Source organism: Mesorhizobium sp. B2-4-15 (assembly GCF_006658505.1).
Classification (GTDB): Bacteria; Pseudomonadota; Alphaproteobacteria; order Rhizobiales; family Rhizobiaceae; genus Mesorhizobium.
On record NZ_VFUZ01000016.1, the window covers coordinates 1 to 16,733 of the forward strand.

Annotated in this window: 28 protein-coding genes and 1 pseudogene; all 29 read left to right on the forward strand. The window is 62.4% G+C overall.

Annotation, left to right across the window (positions count from 1 at the left end; genetic code table 11):
• Window positions 1-315, forward strand: a pseudogene (tuf, locus tag FJ930_RS19115) (elongation factor Tu); the annotation flags it as partial.
• Window positions 316-384: 69 nt separating this feature from the next.
• On the forward strand, window positions 385-693 hold the full coding sequence (gene rpsJ, locus FJ930_RS19120) for a 30S ribosomal protein S10 (protein ID WP_006205468.1): 309 nt from the start codon (window positions 385-387) through the stop codon (window positions 691-693).
• Window positions 694-754: 61 nt separating this feature from the next.
• Window positions 755-1,468: a 50S ribosomal protein L3 gene (gene rplC, locus FJ930_RS19125; protein WP_140739203.1), complete on the forward strand. Its 714-nt coding sequence runs from the start codon at window positions 755-757 to the stop codon at window positions 1,466-1,468.
• Window positions 1,468-2,088: a 50S ribosomal protein L4 gene (rplD, locus tag FJ930_RS19130; RefSeq protein WP_141839696.1), complete on the forward strand. Its 621-nt coding sequence runs from the start codon at window positions 1,468-1,470 to the stop codon at window positions 2,086-2,088. Before rplC ends, rplD begins: the two co-directional genes overlap by 1 nt.
• Window positions 2,085-2,378: a 50S ribosomal protein L23 gene (locus FJ930_RS19135; RefSeq protein ID WP_010909275.1), complete on the forward strand. Its 294-nt coding sequence runs from the start codon at window positions 2,085-2,087 to the stop codon at window positions 2,376-2,378. The genes rplD and FJ930_RS19135 overlap by 4 nt, the downstream gene beginning before the upstream one ends.
• 22 nt (window positions 2,379-2,400) lie before the next feature.
• A complete protein-coding gene (rplB, locus tag FJ930_RS19140; RefSeq protein ID WP_010909276.1) occupies window positions 2,401-3,234 on the forward strand; it encodes a 50S ribosomal protein L2 in 834 nt (277 codons plus the stop codon).
• A gap of 16 nt (window positions 3,235-3,250) precedes the next feature.
• Entirely contained in the window at window positions 3,251-3,529 is a 279-nt protein-coding gene (gene rpsS, locus FJ930_RS19145; RefSeq protein WP_006205463.1) for a 30S ribosomal protein S19, read from the forward strand.
• A 2-nt stretch (window positions 3,530-3,531) separates the two neighbouring features.
• Entirely contained in the window at window positions 3,532-3,921 is a 390-nt protein-coding gene (rplV, locus tag FJ930_RS19150) for a 50S ribosomal protein L22 (protein WP_140611526.1), read from the forward strand.
• Window positions 3,921-4,649 (forward strand): 30S ribosomal protein S3, encoded by a 729-nt coding sequence (gene rpsC / locus FJ930_RS19155; RefSeq protein ID WP_140611528.1) that lies wholly within the window; start codon window positions 3,921-3,923, stop codon window positions 4,647-4,649. Before rplV ends, rpsC begins: the two co-directional genes overlap by 1 nt.
• 27 nt (window positions 4,650-4,676) lie before the next feature.
• A complete protein-coding gene (rplP, locus tag FJ930_RS19160) occupies window positions 4,677-5,090 on the forward strand; it encodes a 50S ribosomal protein L16 (RefSeq protein WP_010909279.1) in 414 nt (137 codons plus the stop codon).
• 13 nt (window positions 5,091-5,103) lie between these two features.
• Window positions 5,104-5,304, forward strand: coding sequence for a 50S ribosomal protein L29 (gene rpmC, locus FJ930_RS19165; protein WP_006205459.1), 201 nt, complete (start codon window positions 5,104-5,106; stop codon window positions 5,302-5,304).
• Window positions 5,305-5,315: 11 nt separating this feature from the next.
• The gene (rpsQ, locus tag FJ930_RS19170; protein WP_010909280.1) at window positions 5,316-5,555 is read left to right on the forward strand and encodes a 30S ribosomal protein S17; all 240 of its coding nucleotides are present in this window, start codon (window positions 5,316-5,318) and stop codon (window positions 5,553-5,555) included.
• 84 nt (window positions 5,556-5,639) lie between these two features.
• Window positions 5,640-6,008 carry a 50S ribosomal protein L14 gene (rplN, locus tag FJ930_RS19175; protein ID WP_006205457.1) on the forward strand — a complete coding sequence of 123 codons (369 nt, stop codon included), beginning with the start codon at window positions 5,640-5,642 and terminating at the stop codon, window positions 6,006-6,008.
• Window positions 6,009-6,020: 12 nt separating this feature from the next.
• A complete protein-coding gene (gene rplX, locus FJ930_RS19180; RefSeq protein WP_140611529.1) occupies window positions 6,021-6,335 on the forward strand; it encodes a 50S ribosomal protein L24 in 315 nt (104 codons plus the stop codon).
• Complete coding sequence (gene rplE, locus FJ930_RS19185) at window positions 6,328-6,906, forward strand: 50S ribosomal protein L5 (RefSeq protein ID WP_051355275.1); 579 nt, start codon at window positions 6,328-6,330, stop codon at window positions 6,904-6,906. The genes rplX and rplE overlap by 8 nt, the downstream gene beginning before the upstream one ends.
• Before the next feature lie 27 nt (window positions 6,907-6,933).
• A complete protein-coding gene (rpsN, locus tag FJ930_RS19190; RefSeq protein ID WP_010909282.1) occupies window positions 6,934-7,239 on the forward strand; it encodes a 30S ribosomal protein S14 in 306 nt (101 codons plus the stop codon).
• Window positions 7,240-7,251: 12 nt separating this feature from the next.
• Entirely contained in the window at window positions 7,252-7,650 is a 399-nt protein-coding gene (gene rpsH, locus FJ930_RS19195) for a 30S ribosomal protein S8 (protein WP_006205453.1), read from the forward strand.
• An 88-nt stretch (window positions 7,651-7,738) separates the two neighbouring features.
• Window positions 7,739-8,272, forward strand: coding sequence for a 50S ribosomal protein L6 (gene rplF, locus FJ930_RS19200; RefSeq protein WP_010909283.1), 534 nt, complete (start codon window positions 7,739-7,741; stop codon window positions 8,270-8,272).
• Between the two features lie 140 nt (window positions 8,273-8,412).
• Window positions 8,413-8,772 (forward strand): 50S ribosomal protein L18, encoded by a 360-nt coding sequence (gene rplR / locus FJ930_RS19205; protein ID WP_140739209.1) that lies wholly within the window; start codon window positions 8,413-8,415, stop codon window positions 8,770-8,772.
• Window positions 8,773-8,853: 81 nt separating this feature from the next.
• Window positions 8,854-9,423, forward strand: a complete 570-nt coding sequence (gene rpsE / locus FJ930_RS19210) for a 30S ribosomal protein S5 (RefSeq protein ID WP_027046810.1) — start codon at window positions 8,854-8,856, stop codon at window positions 9,421-9,423.
• A gap of 24 nt (window positions 9,424-9,447) precedes the next feature.
• Complete coding sequence (gene rpmD / locus FJ930_RS19215; RefSeq protein WP_006205449.1) at window positions 9,448-9,645, forward strand: 50S ribosomal protein L30; 198 nt, start codon at window positions 9,448-9,450, stop codon at window positions 9,643-9,645.
• 22 nt (window positions 9,646-9,667) lie between these two features.
• Window positions 9,668-10,141: a 50S ribosomal protein L15 gene (gene rplO, locus FJ930_RS19220; protein WP_140739212.1), complete on the forward strand. Its 474-nt coding sequence runs from the start codon at window positions 9,668-9,670 to the stop codon at window positions 10,139-10,141.
• 193 nt (window positions 10,142-10,334) lie between these two features.
• On the forward strand, window positions 10,335-11,675 hold the full coding sequence (gene secY / locus FJ930_RS19225) for a preprotein translocase subunit SecY (protein WP_140611537.1): 1,341 nt from the start codon (window positions 10,335-10,337) through the stop codon (window positions 11,673-11,675).
• Window positions 11,672-12,268, forward strand: a complete 597-nt coding sequence (locus tag FJ930_RS19230) for an adenylate kinase (protein ID WP_140611539.1) — start codon at window positions 11,672-11,674, stop codon at window positions 12,266-12,268. The genes secY and FJ930_RS19230 overlap by 4 nt, the downstream gene beginning before the upstream one ends.
• A 219-nt stretch (window positions 12,269-12,487) precedes the next feature.
• Window positions 12,488-12,856, forward strand: coding sequence for a 30S ribosomal protein S13 (gene rpsM / locus FJ930_RS19235; RefSeq protein ID WP_006205445.1), 369 nt, complete (start codon window positions 12,488-12,490; stop codon window positions 12,854-12,856).
• A gap of 153 nt (window positions 12,857-13,009) precedes the next feature.
• Window positions 13,010-13,399 (forward strand): 30S ribosomal protein S11, encoded by a 390-nt coding sequence (gene rpsK / locus FJ930_RS19240; RefSeq protein WP_006205444.1) that lies wholly within the window; start codon window positions 13,010-13,012, stop codon window positions 13,397-13,399.
• Between the two features lie 100 nt (window positions 13,400-13,499).
• Window positions 13,500-14,510 (forward strand): DNA-directed RNA polymerase subunit alpha, encoded by a 1,011-nt coding sequence (locus FJ930_RS19245; RefSeq protein WP_006205443.1) that lies wholly within the window; start codon window positions 13,500-13,502, stop codon window positions 14,508-14,510.
• A 104-nt stretch (window positions 14,511-14,614) separates the two neighbouring features.
• The gene (rplQ, locus tag FJ930_RS19250; RefSeq protein WP_140739218.1) at window positions 14,615-15,046 is read left to right on the forward strand and encodes a 50S ribosomal protein L17; all 432 of its coding nucleotides are present in this window, start codon (window positions 14,615-14,617) and stop codon (window positions 15,044-15,046) included.
• 182 nt (window positions 15,047-15,228) lie between these two features.
• On the forward strand, window positions 15,229-16,722 hold the full coding sequence (locus tag FJ930_RS19255; RefSeq protein ID WP_140739221.1) for a DegQ family serine endoprotease: 1,494 nt from the start codon (window positions 15,229-15,231) through the stop codon (window positions 16,720-16,722).
• Window positions 16,723-16,733 lie beyond the last annotated feature (11 nt).

Genomic DNA, 16,733 nt, shown 5'->3' on the forward strand with positions numbered 1-16,733 from the left:
CAGGTTCTGGCCAAGCCCGGCACGGTGAAGCCGCACAAGAAGTTCGTGGCCGAAGCCTACATCCTGACCAAGGACGAAGGTGGCCGCCACACGCCGTTCTTCACCAACTACCGTCCGCAGTTCTACTTCCGCACGACCGACGTGACCGGCATCGTGTCGCTGCCGGCCGGCACCGAGATGGTGATGCCTGGCGACAACATCACGGTCGATGTCGAGCTGATCGTGCCGATCGCCATGGAAGAGAAGCTGCGCTTCGCCATCCGTGAAGGCGGCCGCACCGTCGGTGCCGGCATCGTCGTCACCATCAAAGAGTAATTTGGACTTAAACCGATCTGTCGCGGGCGCGGTAGTTGCCCGCGCCGCGCCAGAACAAGGAAGTGACGCATGAACGGACAGAATATCCGCATCCGCCTGAAGGCGTTTGACCACCGGGTGCTCGACGCCTCGACGCGCGAAATCGTGTCGACGGCCAAGCGCACCGGCGCCAACGTCCGCGGCCCCATTCCGCTGCCGACGCGGATCGAAAAGTTCACGGTGAACCGGTCGCCCCACGTCGACAAGAAGAGCCGCGAGCAGTTCGAGATGCGCACGCACAAGCGTCTGCTCGACATCGTCGATCCGACCCCGCAGACCGTCGATGCTTTGATGAAGCTCGATCTGGCCGCCGGCGTCGACGTCGAGATCAAGCTCTAAGGGAACGAGAGCGCGGTAAGGGGCGGTGCCCCTGGCCCGGAACTCTAAAGGAATTGAACCGATGCGTTCAGGTGTGATTGCAAAGAAGGTGGGAATGACCCGCATCTATAACGATGCCGGGGAACATGTTCCCGTCACCGTTCTCCAGATGGAGAACTGCCAGGTCGTGGCGCAGCGCACGCAGGAGAAGAATGGCTACACCGCCGTTCAGCTCGGCGTTGGCCTCGCCAAGGTGAAGAACACGTCGAAGGCGATGCGCGGCCATTTCGCGACCGCTTCCGTCGAGCCGAAGGCGAAGCTCGCCGAGTTCCGCGTCTCCGCCGACAACATGATCGATGTCGGCGCCGAGATCACGGTCGAGCACTTTGTCGCCGGCCAGAAGGTCGATGTCACCGGTACGACGATCGGCAAGGGTTTCCAGGGCGTCATCAAGCGCCACCACATGGGTGGTGGTCGCGCGACCCACGGTAACTCGGTTTCGCACCGTACGCACGGCTCGACCGGCCAGCGCCAGGACCCCGGCAAGGTGTTCAAGGGCAAGAGCATGGCCGGCCACATGGGCGATACCCGCGTCACCACGCAGAACGTCGAGATCGTCTCGACCGATGCCGATCGCGGCCTGATCCTGATCCGCGGAGCGGTTCCCGGGTCGAAGGGCGCCTGGATCCTGGTTCGCGATGCCGCCAAGGTCGCGCTTCCGGCCAATGCGCCGAAGCCCGCCGCGGTCCGCGTCGCCACGAAGAATGAGGCTCCGGCCACAGAGGGAGCGGAATAATGGATCTCAAGATCACAACGCTTGGCGGCAAGGACGCCGGCAAGGTGGAACTCTCCGAGGAGATTTTCGGCCTTGATCCGCGCGAGGACATCCTGCAGCGCGTCGTGCGCTGGCAGCTTGCCAAGAAGCAGCAGGGTACGCACAAGGCCAAGGGCCGCGCCGAAATCGCGCGCACCGGCGCCAAGATGTACAAGCAGAAGGGTACGGGCCGCGCTCGTCACCATTCGGCACGCGCTCCGCAGTTCCGCGGCGGCGGCAAGGCCCACGGCCCGGTCGTCCGTAGCCACGAGCACGATCTGCCGAAGAAGGTTCGCGCGCTTGGCCTCAAGCACGCCCTCTCGGCCAAGGCCAAGAGCGCTTCGATCATCATCATCGACGAGCTGAAGCTGACCGAGGCCAAGACCAAGGCACTGGTCGCGAATTTCGCGACGCTGGGCCTGACCAACGCCCTAGTGATTGGCGGCGTCGAGCTTGATCAGAACTTCAAGCTGGCCGCGACCAACATCCCCAACATCGACGTGCTGCCCATCCAGGGCATCAACGTCTACGACATTCTGCGCCGCGGCACGCTGGTCCTTTCCAAGGCCGCCGTCGAGGCTCTCGAGGAGCGCTTTAAATGACCGACCTTCGTCACTACGACGTGATCGTCAGCCCGGCGATCACCGAAAAGTCGACCATGGCTTCCGAGCAGAACCAGGTCGTCTTCAACGTCGCCAAGAAGGCGTCGAAGCCGGAAATCAAGGCCGCCGTCGAAGCGCTGTTCGGCGTCAAGGTGATGGCCGTGAACACGCTTGTCCGCAAGGGCAAGATCAAGCGCTTCCGCGGCACGATCGGCCGCCAGAGCGACGTCAAGAAGGCGATTGTGACGCTGGCCGACGGCCAGTCGATCGACGTCGCGACGGGTCTCTGAGCAAGGCCGCGAGGACAAGAACATGGCACTGAAAAAATTCAACCCGGTAACGCCGAGCACCCGCCAGCTGGTCATCGTCGACCGCTCGGGTCTCTACAAGGGCAAGCCCGTCAAGGGTCTGACCGAAGGCCTGACCAAGTCGGGCGGCCGCAACAACTACGGCCGCATCACCGCCCGTTTCATCGGTGGTGGTCACAAGCGTTCGTACCGTATCATCGACTTCAAGCGCCGCAAGTTCGACGTCGTCGGCACGGTTGAGCGCATTGAATACGATCCGAACCGCACCGCCTTCATCGCGCTGATCAAGTATGACGATGGTGAGCTGTCCTACATCATCGCCCCGCAGCGCCTCGCCGCCGGCGACAAGATCGTGGCCGGCGAAGCGGTCGACGTGAAGCCGGGCAATGCGATGCCTCTGGCCTCGATGCCGGTCGGCACGATCGTCCACAACATCGAGCTGAAGCCGGGCAAGGGCGGCCAGGTGGCCCGTTCGGCTGGCGGTTACGCCCAGCTCGTCGGCCGCGACCAGGGCATGGCGATCCTGCGCCTCAACTCGGGCGAGCAGCGTGTCGTTCACGGCTCCTGCATGGCCACCGTCGGTGCCGTGTCGAACCCCGACCATGGCAATATCAACGACGGCAAGGCAGGCCGCACGGTTTGGCGCGGCAAGCGTCCGCACAATCGCGGCGTGACCATGAACCCGGTTGACCATCCGCACGGCGGCGGCGAAGGCCGCACCTCCGGTGGTCGCCATCCGGTTTCCCCGTGGGGCAAGCCGACCAAGGGCAAGAAGACGCGGTCCAACAAGGCGACCGACAAGTTCATCCTGCGCTCGCGCCATCAGCGCAAGAGCTAAGAAGAGGTAACGCCAAGTGACTCGTTCTATTTGGAAAGGCCCCTTCATTGACGGCTACCTTCTCAAGAAGGTGGACAAGGTTCGTGAAGGTGGTCGCAATGAGGTGATCAAGATGTGGAGCCGTCGCTCCACCATCCTGCCGCAGTTCGTCGGCTTCACCTTCGGTGTCTACAACGGCCAGAAGCATGTTCCCGTCTCCGTGAACGAGGACATGGTCGGTCACAAGTTCGGTGAATTCGCTCCGACGCGGACCTACTACGGTCACGGCGCGGATAAGAAGGCGAAGAGGAAATAATCATGGGCAAGGCCAAAGCTCCGCGCAGTCTTGCTGACAACGAAGCGCGCGCCGTTCTGCGCACGATCCGTATCAGCCCGCAGAAGCTGAACCTGGTTGCCGCGCTGATCCGCGGCAAGAAGGTCGCGACAGCGCTTTCCGACCTCGAATTCTCGGCCAAGCGGATTTCCGGCACGGTCAAGAAGACCTTGGAGTCGGCGATCGCCAACGCGGAAAACAACCACGACCTCGACGTCGATGCGCTGATCGTGGCGGAAGCTTATGTCGGCAAGTCGATCGTCATGAAGCGGTTCCACGCTCGTGGCCGTGGTCGCGCCAGCCGTATCGAGAAGCCGTTCTCGCACCTCACGATCGTCGTTCGTGAAGTCGAAGAAAAAGGGGAGGCCGCATAATGGGCCAGAAAGTCAATCCGATCGGTCTTCGCCTCGGCATCAACCGCACCTGGGATTCGCGCTGGTTCGCGAACACCGGGGAGTACGGCAAGCTGCTGCATGAGGACATCAAGATCCGCAAGTATCTTGAGAAGGAACTCAAGCAGGCCGCGATCTCGAAGGTCGTGATCGAGCGTCCGCACAAAAAGTGCCGCGTCACCATCCATGCCGCGCGCCCGGGTCTGATCATCGGCAAGAAGGGCGCCGACATCGAAAAGCTTCGCAAGAAGCTGATGGAGATGACGAAGTCCGAAACGCACCTCAACATCGTCGAAGTGCGCAAGCCGGAAATCGACGCGACCCTGGTCGCCCAGTCGATCGCCCAGCAGCTCGAGCGCCGCATCGCGTTCCGCCGCGCCATGAAGCGCGCCGTGCAGTCGGCGATGCGCCTCGGTGCCGAAGGCATCCGCATCAACTGCTCGGGCCGTCTCGGCGGCGCCGAAATCGCGCGCATGGAATGGTACCGCGAAGGCCGCGTGCCGCTGCACACGCTGCGCGCCGATGTCGACTACGGCACGGCCGAGGCGAATACGGCTTACGGCATCTGCGGCGTCAAGGTCTGGGTGTTCAAGGGCGAGATCCTCGAGCACGACCCGATGGCTTCGGAGCGTCGCGCCACCGAGGGTGATCATTCGCATGGCGGCGGTGGTGGCGAGCGCGAACGCGGTCGTCGTCGCGAGAACGCCTGAGACATTTAGGAATTTGGAGTTAGAACGATGCTGCAGCCAAAGCGCACAAAGTTCCGCAAGCAGTTCAAGGGCCGCATCCATGGTACCGCAAAGGGCGGCACCAATCTGGATTTCGGTGGTTTCGGGCTGAAGGCGCTTGAGCCGAACCGCGTCACCGCGCGTGAGATCGAGGCGGCCCGCCGCGCGATCACTCGCGAAATGAAGCGCGCTGGCCGCGTCTGGATCCGTATTTTCCCGGATCTGCCGGTCACGTCGAAGCCGACCGAAGTCCGCATGGGCAAGGGCAAGGGCGCGGTCGACTATTGGGCGGCGCGCGTCAAGCCGGGCCGCATCATGTTCGAGATCGACGGCGTCAGTGAAGAAACCGCCCGTGAGGCGCTGCGTCTCGGCGCGGCCAAGCTCTCGGTCAGGACGCGCTTCGTACAGCGCATCGCAGAATAAGGACGGGCTGATCATGAAAGCCGAAGACATCCGGACCAAGACCCAGGACCAGCTGACCGACGACCTGGCCAGCCTGAAGAAGGAGCAGTTCAACCTGCGCTTCCAGAAGGCCACCGGCCAGCTCGAGAAGACCGCGCGCGTGAGGCAGGTCCGCAAGGACATTGCGCGTATCAAGACCATCGCTGCGGAAAAGTCCGCGGCCAAGAAGGCTTAAGGACGAAAACCATGCCAAAGCGCATTCTGCAGGGCACCGTCGTCAGCGACAAGAACGAGAAGACGGTTGTCGTCAAGGTCGAACGGCGCTTCACGCATCCCGTGATGAAGAAGACCGTGCGCATGACCAAGAAGTACAAGGCGCACGACGAGAACAACGCCCATAAGGTTGGCGATCAGGTGTTCATCCAGGAATCGAAGCCGATTTCCAAGGACAAGCGCTGGATCGTCGTGTCTTCGGACCAAGCCTGACCTCTGGGCGTAAACAACGAATTTTGGACAGACCGGGGAGGGGCTTCGAGCCCGTCCCGTTAGAAAAGAAGAAGGCGGCCAGTCATGATTCAGATGCAAACAAACCTCGACGTCGCGGATAACTCCGGCGCGCGTCGTGTCATGTGCATCAAGGTGCTGGGCGGCTCGAAGCGGAAATACGCTTCCGTGGGCGACATCATCGTGGTGTCGATCAAGGAAGCCATTCCGCGCGGCCGCGTTAAGAAGGGCGATGTGATGAAGGCGGTCGTGGTTCGCACGGCCAAGGACATCCGCCGCCCGGACGGCAGCGTGATCCGTTTCGACAAGAACGCGGCCGTTCTCGTCGACAACAAGAAAGAGCCGATCGGCACGCGTATCTTCGGACCGGTTCCGCGCGAACTCCGCGCCAAGAACCACATGAAGATCATCTCGCTCGCGCCTGAAGTGCTGTAAGGAGCCGGACCAATGCAAAAGATCAGAAAAGGCGACAAGGTCGTCGTGCTTGCCGGTAAGGACAAGGGCCGTTCGGGCGAAGTCCTCTCGGTTCAGCCGAAGGATGACACCGCGCTGGTGCGCGGCGTCAACATGATCCGTCGTCACCAGAAGCAGACCCAGTCCCAAGAGGGCGGGATCATCACCAAGGAAGCGCCGATCAACCTGTCGAATATCGCGCTGGCCGACCCCAAGGATGGCAAGCCGACCCGCGTCGGTTTCACCTTCCAGAAGGACGGCAAGAAAGTGCGCGTCGCCAAGCGCTCGGGAGAAGTCATCAATGGCTAAGGCTCAAACCAAGCAGGCGACTGCCGCCAACACGCCACGCCTGAAGCAGGTCTACAACGAGACCATCCGCAAGGCGCTGCAGGAGCAGTTCGGCTACGACAACGACATGCAGGTTCCGCGCCTCGACAAGATCGTGCTGAACATGGGCGTCGGCGAAGCGACCGCCGATTCCAAGAAGCCTTCGGTCGCGGCCGAGGACCTGGCGATGATCGCCGGCCAGAAGGCCGTCGTCACCCGCGCCCGCAATTCGATCGCTGGCTTCAAGGTCCGCGAGAACATGCCGATCGGCGCCAAGGTCACGCTGCGCAAGGAACGTATGTACGAGTTCCTCGACCGCCTCGTGAACATCGCGCTGCCGCGCGTCCGCGACTTCCGCGGACTGAACCCCAAGAGCTTCGATGGCCGTGGCAACTACGCCATGGGCATCAAGGAGCACATCGTGTTCCCGGAGATCAACTACGACAAGGTTGATCAGATCTGGGGCATGGACGTCATCGTTTGTACGACTGCGAAGACGGACGACGAAGCCAGGGCATTGCTCAAGGCCTTCAACTTCCCCTTCCGCCAGTAACGGCAGCGAGAAAAGGAAAAATCTGAAATGGCAAAGACCAGCTCAGTCGAGAAGAACAACAGGCGCCGCAAGCTTGCCGACCAGTACGGTCCCAAGCGCGCCGCGCTGAAGGCGATCATCATGGATCAGTCCAAGCCGATGGAGGAGCGCTTCCGCGCTCAGCTGAAGCTTGCTGCCCTGCCGCGCAACTCGGCCAAGATCCGCATCCGCAACCGCTGCGAAGTCACCGGCCGTCCGCGTGCCTACTATCGCAAGCTCAAAGTATCGCGCATCGCGCTTCGTGATCTCGGCAATAACGGCCAGATCCCGGGCCTGGTCAAGTCGAGCTGGTAAGGAGGACATAACATGTCATTGAGCGATCCTCTCGGCGATATGCTGACCCGCATCCGCAACGCCTACGGCCGCAAGAAGTCGAGTGTCTCGACGCCGGCCTCGCGTCTGCGTACCCGCGTCCTCGACGTGCTGAAGGCTGAAGGCTACATCCGCGACTACAGCCAGACCGACTTCGACAACGGCAAGTCCGAAATCGAAATCGAGCTGAAGTATTTCGACGGTGCGCCCGTCGTGCGCGAAATCGCCCGCGTTTCGAAGCCGGGCCGCCGCGTTTACGTCTCGGCCAAGTCGATCCCGCACGTCGCCAACGGCCTTGGCATCGCCATCCTTTCGACACCGAAGGGCGTGATGGCCGACCACGAAGCACGCGAACAGAACGTCGGCGGCGAGATCCTCTGCCAGATCTTCTGATCCGGCAGCTGACCGCAAAGTGGAATCCGGTCTTCGGATCGTTCCGAAGACAGAGACCTGAAACAAGAGAAGTGACGAGGACAACAAAATGTCTCGTATTGGAAAGAAACCCGTTTCGCTGCCGCAGGGCGTGACCGCGACCGTCAACGGCCAGACCGTGACGGCGAAGGGCCCGAAGGGCGAGCTGAAGTTCGTGGTGAACGACGAAGTCCTGGTTAAGATGGAAGGCAGCGAGATCGCTGTCCAGCCGCGCGACCAGACCAAGACGGCCCGCTCCAAGTGGGGCATGTCGCGCACGCAGATCGTCAACATCCTGCATGGCGTCAAGGACGGCTTCGAAAAGAAGCTCGAGATCACCGGCGTCGGCTATCGCGCCGCCATGCAGGGCAAGAACCTGCAGCTCGCCCTTGGCTTCAGCCACGACGTCGTCTATGAGACGCCGGCTGGTGTCACCATCGCTGTGCCGAAGCCGACGGAAATCACCGTGACCGGCATCGACAAGCAGCAGGTTGGCCAGGTCGCCGCGGAGATCCGCGAATACCGTGGTCCCGAGCCTTACAAGGGCAAGGGTGTCCGCTATGCTGGCGAGAAGATCGTCCGCAAGGAAGGCAAGAAGAAGTAGTGGGCTTGGCCCCGAAAAGTTGCAGACTTTTCGGAAAGGACCAAGCCAAAGAAATGTAACGCCGCGGGGAGCGGTCGCGGGAGGCGCTTTTGCCTACCGCACAGGGCGGCCCCCGTTTTTTGAAGGCAAGGAAGACCATCATGGGTACCAAGGAAGCCACACAGCGCCGCGCGCAGCGCGTGCGCCGTCAGATCAGGAAGGTCGCCGGCGAGCGTCCCCGTCTGTCGGTCCATCGCACCTCGAAGAACATCTATGTTCAGGTGATCGACGACGCCAAGGGCCACACCATCGCCGCCGCCTCGACGCTCGAGAAGGACCTCAAGGGTTCGCTCAAGACCGGGGCTGACACCGCCGCCGCCGCCGCGATTGGCAAGCTGATCGCCGAGCGCGCCACCAAGGCCGGCGTCAAGGAAGTCGTCTTCGACCGTGGCGCCTATATCTATCACGGCCGCGTCAAGGCGCTGGCGGAAGCTGCTCGCGAAGGCGGCCTGAGCTTCTGAGAATGACTTTCACCGTCGGCGACCCAAAGCGGCGCCGGCAATCAGCAACCCGTGCTTCCGGAAAAGAACAAGGAACAGGATATGGCACAGGAACGTAGGGAAGGCGGCCGCGGCCGCGAGCGTGAACGCGAAGAGCGTGACGACGGCATGGTGGACAAGCTGGTCCACATCAACCGCGTCGCCAAGGTCGTCAAGGGTGGCCGCCGCTTCGGCTTTGCCGCACTCGTCGTCGTCGGCGACCAGAAGGGCCGCGTCGGCTTCGGTCACGGCAAGGCGCGCGAAGTGCCGGAAGCGATCCGCAAGGCAACCGAGTCGGCAAAGCGCGACATGATCTTCGTGCCACTGCGCTCGGGCCGCACGCTGCACCACGACGTCGAGGGCCGTTGGGGCGCCGGACGCGTGCTGTTGCGCGCCGCCAAGCAGGGTACTGGCATCATCGCCGGCGGCCCGATGCGCGCCGTCTTCGAGACGCTCGGCATGCATGACGTGGTCGCCAAGTCGATGGGTTCGTCGAACCCGTACAACATGGTTCGCGCCACTTTCGACGCGCTGAAGAGCCAGATGCATCCCAAGGATGTGGCTGCCGCGCGCGGCATCAAGTATTCGACCCTTCAGGCCCGCCGCGGCACCGCCGTTGCGGCTGAAGAATAGTCGATCTGACCAGGGATTTTGACCATGGCCAAGAAAGCAACCAAGACCATCACCGTTGAGCAGATCGGTTCGCCGATCCGCCGCCCGAAAGAACAGCGCGCGACGCTGGTCGGCCTCGGCCTCAACAAGATGCACAAGCAGCGCACGCTGGAAGATACGCCTTCCGTGCGCGGCATGATCGCCGCCGTTCAGCATCTCGTCCGCGTCGTGGACGAGGGCTGACCCAAAGCGCAGGAGAAGTAAGATGAAACTCAACGATCTGCGTGACAAGGACGGCGCGACGCATTCCAAGAAGCGTCTCGGCCGGGGCATCGGTTCCGGCTCGGGTAAGACCGCGGGTCGCGGCGTCAAGGGCCAGAAGGCGCGCTCCGGCGTCGCCGTCAACGGCTTCGAGGGTGGCCAGATGCCGCTCTATCGGCGCCTGCCGAAGCGTGGCTTCAACAACATCTTCGCCAAGAGCTTCGTTGTCGTCTCGCTGGCCCGCATCCAGGAAGCCGTCGATGCCAAGAAGCTTGATCCCAAGGCAACCGTGACGGCCGAGGCGCTTGTCGCCGCCGGTGTCATCCGCCGCGTCAAGGACGGCGTGCGCGTGCTGTCGGATGGCGAACTCAAGGCCAAGCTGGCCTTCGACGTCGCCGGTGCCTCCAAGGCCGCGATCGAGAAGATCGAGAAGGCCGGCGGTTCGGTCAAGTTGCCCGAAAAGGCAGCGGCCGAGTAACGGCAATTTGAAGCGCGATCGGCAAGAGTGGGATTTGTTTTTACTCACGATTGCGCTTTGATCTGCTCAATTAGGCGGCCGCGTCAACGCGGCCGCTTGCATGTTTACAGCCCGGAGCTTATCTCGTGAGCTTCGGTGAAACGCGCCGCCTGACCTCACGGGCCATCAAGCGTTACCAAGCGGAGAATCAGGTATGGCTTCGGCTGCTGAACAACTAGCCTCGAATCTGAATTTCTCGGCCTTCGCCAAGGCGGAGGATCTGAAGAAACGCATCTGGTTCACCATCGGCGCGTTGCTCGTCTATCGCCTCGGCACCTACATCCCGCTTCCCGGTATCAATCCAGACGCTTTCGCCCATGCCTTCTCCTCGCAGAGCAAGGGCGTGCTTGGCATGTTCAACATGTTCGCCGGCGGTGCCGTGCAGCGCATGGCGATCTTTGCGCTCGGCATCATGCCCTACATCTCCGCCTCCATCATTATGCAGCTGATGACGTCGGTCATCCCATCGCTGGAAGCGCTGAAAAAAGAAGGCGAACAGGGCCGCAAGGTCATCAACCAGTACACGCGCTACGGCACCGTGCTGCTCGCGCTGGTGCAGGCCTACGGCATTTCGGTGGGGCTGGAGAACGGCAACGGCATCGTCAGCGATCCCGGCATGTTCTTCCGCATCTCGACCGTCGTTACGCTGGTCGGCGGCACCATGTTCCTGATGTGGCTTGGTGAGCAGATCACCGCGCGCGGCATCGGCAACGGCATTTCGCTGATCATCTTCTCAGGCATCGTCGCCGGCCTGCCACATGCCATTTCCGGCACGCTGGAACTCGGCCGCACCGGCGCCCTGTCGACCGGCCTGATCCTGGCGATCATCGTTCTGGCCATCGTCGTCATCGCGCTCATCGTGTTCTTCGAGCGCGCCCAGCGCCGCCTGTTGATCCAGTACCCGAAGCGTCAGGTCGGCAACCGCATGTTCCAGGGCGACACCTCGCATTTGCCGCTCAAGCTCAACACGTCTGGCGTCATTCCGCCAATCTTCGCTTCGTCGCTGCTCTTGCTGCCGGCCACCATCGCCGGCTTCTCGCAGACGACCAACATGCCGGCCTGGGCGAGCACCATCCTGGCCTCGCTTGGCCACGGCCAGCCGCTCTACATGGCATTCTATGCGGCGATGATCGTGTTCTTCGCCTTCTTCTACACTGCGATTGTCTTCAACCCGAAGGACACCGCCGACCAGCTCAAGAAGCATTCGGGCTTCATCCCGGGGTATCGTCCGGGCGAGCGCACCGCCGATTATATCGATTACGTTCTCACCCGCATCACCGTCGTCGGCGCCATCTATCTGGTGCTGGTGTGCCTGCTGCCGGAGTTCCTGATCTCGGCGACTGGCGTACCATTCTACCTTGGTGGCACATCGCTTCTGATCGTGGTCAGTGTCACGCTCGATACGGTTGCGCAGATTCAGGGTCACCTGATCGCGCACCAGTACGAAGGCCTGATCAAGAAGTCGAAGCTGCGCGGGGGGAAGAAAGCCAGATGAGGTTGATTTTGCTTGGGCCGCCAGGGGCGGGCAAGGGGACACAAGCACAAAGACTGGTAGAGAAACACGGCATACCCCAGCTTTCGACGGGAGACATGCTGCGTGCCGCCGTGCAGGCCGGTACCGAAGTCGGCAAGCGTGCCAAGGCGGTGATGGATGCCGGTGAACTGGTGTCCGACGCCATCGTCAACGCCATCGTTGCCGAGCGAATCGACCAGGCCGACTGCGCCAAGGGATTCATCCTCGACGGCTACCCACGTACGCTGGTGCAGGCCGATGCGGTTGAATCGATGCTTTCGGAGCGTGGCATCGGCCTGGACACGGTCATCGAGCTGGTTGTCGACGACAGGGCCCTGGTCGGCCGCATCGTCAAGCGCGCCGAAGATGCAAAGGCGGCCGGGCAGCCGGTGCGCAAGGATGACAACCCCGCGGTATTCGAAGAGCGTCTGCGGGAGTACTACAAGAAGACCGCTCCGCTGACGGGCTACTACTACGCCAAGGGCAAGCTCAAGACTGTCGATGGCATGGCCAGCATGGACGCGGTAACCGCCGAGATAGAAACCGTGCTCGCGGCTGCCGCGAAGGCGCGGTGAGGGAATTCAAAGATTAAGCTTGACGGGAGCGGCCCGCTGCGGTATGGCGGCCCGTCTTCCTATCAGGCGTGAACTTTGCTTGTCCGCAAGGGCAAGGCGGTTGCTTTGAACTGGAAACTCCCGCAGGGGCCGGCCTCCACCGGACGCGGGGCAATTTGGACAGCGCCGGACCTGCCTTGTTTTTGAAGGTTGGCCGGCCCACATGGAGAAGAGAAGAATATGGCTCGTATAGCCGGCGTCAACATTCCGACCAACAAGCGCGTCGTCATCGCGCTTCAGTACATTCACGGCATTGGCAAGAAGTTCGCCCAGGAGATCGTCGACAAGGTCGGCATCCCGGCCGAGCGGCGCGTCAACCAGCTGACTGACGCGGAAGTGCTGCAGATCCGCGAAACCATCGACCGCGACTATCAGGTCGAGGGCGACCTGCGCCGCGAAGTGTCGATGAACATCAAGCGGCTCATGGACCTCGGCTGCTACCGCGGCCTGCGTCACCGCCGCTCGCTGCCGGTTCGCGGCCAGCGCACGCACACCAATGCGCGTACCCGCAAGGGCCCGGCCAAGTCGATCGCCGGCAAGAAGAAGTAATCAGGGGAAGGGAATAGGGCAGTAGGCAGTAGGGAATGGTCCGCGGATCGGGCAATCAATTTCCCTACTGCCTACTGCCCTATTCCCCTACTCCCTTACGAAGGTGGAGCCGCTGGCATTACGGCGGTGTAGAGATCAACTGAAAGGACTATCATGGCCAAGGAAGCCGCTCGTGTTCGCCGTCGCGAACGCAAGAATATCTCGTCGGGCGTTGCCCACGTCAATTCGACCTTCAACAACACGATGATCACCATCACCGACGCACAGGGCAATTCGATCGCCTGGTCGTCGGCCGGCGCCCAGGGCTTCAAGGGTTCGCGCAAGTCGACCCCGTTCGCCGCCCAGATGGCCGCCGAGGATGTTGCCAAGAAGGCCCAGGAGCACGGCATGCGCATGCTCGAAGTCGAGGTGTGCGGACCTGGCTCCGGTCGTGAATCGGCGCTGCGCGCCCTGCAGGCGGCCGGCTTCACCATCACGTCGATCCGTGATGTGACGCCGATCCCGCACAATGGCTGCCGCCCGCGCAAGAAGCGCCGCGTCTAACAGTTATGAACGCCGCGCGAACGCTCCAAGGCGTTCCTCCGCGGCATTCCAGGTCGCCCGCCACGATTGGATGGTGGCGGGTCAACGGAAGGAAAGCATCATGATCCAGAAAAATTGGCAGGAACTGATCAAGCCGAACAAGATCGAGTTCTCGTCGAAAAAGAAGACGTTGACCACGCTGGTCGCCGAGCCGCTCGAGCGGGGCTTTGGCCTCACCCTCGGCAACGCGCTGCGTCGCGTGCTTCTGTCTTCGCTGCGGGGCGCGGCTGTCACCGCCGTGCAGATCGACGGTGTTCTGCATGAATTCTCGTCCATCGCCGGCGTGCGCGAGGACGTGACCGACATCGTTCTCAACATCAAGGAAATCGCCATCCGCATGGAAGGTGACGGCCCCAAGCGCATGGTCGTTCGCAAGCAGGGACCGGGTGCGGTTCTCGCCGGCGACATCCAGACGGTTGGCGATGTCGAGATCCTCAATCCCGATCACGTCATCTGCACGCTGGACGAAGGCGCTGAGATCCGCATGGAATTCACCGTCGACACCGGCAAGGGCTACGTGCCGGCCGAGCGCAACCGCGCCGAGGATGCGCCGATCGGCCTGATCCCGGTCGACAGCCTCTATTCGCCGGTCAAGAAGGTCTCCTACAAGGTCGAGAACACCCGCGAGGGCCAGGTTCTCGATTATGACAAGCTGACCATGACCATCGAGACCGACGGTTCGATCTCGGGCGAGGACGCGGTGGCTTTCGCCGCCCGCATCCTGCAGGACCAGCTTGGCCTGTTCGTCAACTTCGACGAGCCGCAGAAGGAAGTCGCGGCGGAAGCCGTCACCGAACTCGCTTTCAACCCGGCGCTGCTCAAGAAGGTCGACGAACTCGAGCTTTCGGTGCGTTCGGCCAACTGCCTGAAGAACGACAACATCGTCTACATCGGCGATCTCATCCAGAAGACCGAAGCCGAGATGCTGCGCACCCCCAACTTCGGCCGCAAGTCGCTGAACGAGATCAAGGAAGTCTTGGCGGCGATGGGCCTGCACCTCGGCATGGAAGTGCCGGACTGGCCGCCGGAAAACATCGAAGACCTCGCCAAGCGTTACGAAGATCAATATTGAGCATGAATTCCAAGGATCGGCGGCGTAAGCCGCTCGATCCGACGGTCATGCGGAAAACCATCAGAGGCCGTGGCCTCTTGAACAACTGAAGAAGGAAAAGAGCTATGCGCCACGGTTTCAAAGGCCGCCGCTTCGCCCGCAGCATCAGCCACCGCAAGTCGATGTTTGCCAATCTCGCCGTGTCGCTGCTCGAACACGAGCAGATCGTCACCACCCTGCCGAAGGCGAAGGACCTGCGTCCGATCGTCGAGAAGTTGGTGACGCTCGGCAAGCGCGGCGACTTGCACGCCCGCCGCCAGGTGATCGCCCAGATCGGCAACGAAGGCGTCGTCAAGCGCCTGTTCGACATCATCGCCCCGCGCTACGCCACCCGCAACGGCGGCTATCTGCGCATCATGAAGGCGGGCTTCCGTCACGGCGACAATGCCGCGATGGCCGTCATCGAGTTCGTCGATCGCGACATCTCGGCCAAGGGCGCCGGCGACCGCGCCCGCATCGAGGCCGAAGGCGCCAACGAGGAAGCCGCGGCCGCGTAAGGCTTCGTCTTTCCAGAGTGAATTGAAGGGGCCTGCGGGGCCCCTTTTTCATATCTGGAACTCGCCAAAGCGCGCGCACAATAGTCCGCTGGCGCGAAAAATAATCGGATTTCAGCAGCTTAGCCTTTCATTTTGCACAATCGTCGGGACAATGCGCCCGAACTCGCTTGGAGGATTCGCGAATGCGCGCCAAAAGACTGCCCCTAGTTCTGCTCTGCGCCTTCATGGTGTTCGCAGCCGCACCGGCAGTCCGGCAGGCTCTGGCTGAAGACGCCGCGAAGCCCGCCGATCCGGGCCTGTCGGACGTGCTGACTGATCTGCTGCATGGCGTTGAAGGTGAAAACGCCACCTCGGGTCCGGACAAGCGCGTGCCTTTCGGCCGCGACGAGGTGCAACTTTCGTTCGCGCCGCTGGTCAAGCAGACGGCGCCGGCCGTAGTCAATGTCTATGCCTCGCAGACGGCCAAGGTGACATCGCCCTTCGAAGGCGATCCGTTCTTCGAGGAGTTTTTCGGCCGCGCGCAGCCGCGTGCGCAGTCCTCGCTGGGTTCGGGCGTGCTGGTCGATCCGAGCGGTGTCATCGTCACCAATTTTCATGTCATCAAGGATGCCGACGAGGTCAAGGTGGCGACCGCCGACGGGCGCGAATTCACCAGCAAGGTGATGCTGAAGGACGAGACGCTCGATCTCGCCGTGCTCAAGATCGAAGCCGATAAGCCGTTCCCGGTCATCGCCATCGGCGATTCCGACGCGCTCGAAGTCGGCGATCTGGTGCTGGCCATCGGCAATCCCTTCGGTGTCGGCCAGACCACCACCAGCGGCATCGTTTCCGCGCTTGCCCGCAGCCATATCGGCGTCTCGGATTCAGGCTATTTCATCCAGACCGACGCCGCGATCAATCCCGGCAATTCCGGTGGCGCGCTGATCAACATGGGCGGCCAGCTGGTCGGCATCAACACCGCCATTTACAGCCGTAGCGGCGGCTCGATCGGCATCGGCTTTGCCATCCCCGCCAATATGGTGCGGGCTTTCGCCGACGCCGCGAAGGCAGGGCTCGACTTCTTCGAACGTCCCTACATCGGCGCCGAGTTCGAAGCGGTGACGCCGCAGATCGCCGAATCGCTCGGCATGGAGAAGCCGACCGGGGCATTGGTGTCTTCGGTCGACGCCACCGGCCCGGCGGGCAAGGCGGGGCTGAAGCCGGGCGATGTCGTGCTGCAGGTCAACGGCAAGCCGGTCGAGAGCATCGAGGCGCTCGACTATCGCATGGCGACGCTGTCGATCGGCACCAAGGCGAATTTCGCGATCCTGAACAAGGGCAAGCAGGCGGCAATGGACATAGCCTTGGAGCGCGCGCCGGAGGGGGCGAAAGCCTCCGAGGTGGCGCTGCATGGCCGCAGCCCGTTCTCGGGCGCCAAGGTCGCGGAGCTGTCGCCGCGGCTGGCCCAGAAGCTTGGCCTGCGCACTGATCTCAAGGGCGTGACGGTGATCGACATCAACCGCGATTCGCCGGCTGCGGATTTCGGCTTCCAGCCGGGCGACATCGTGCGCGAGGTCAACGGCACCACAATCGACACCGCCGCAACTCTGGCGCAGGTAGCCCAGCAGGATACGCGCTGGTGGCGCTTTACCGTCGAGCGCGGCGGGCAGATACTGCGCCAGGTGTTGCGTTACTGAGTTCAGCCCGC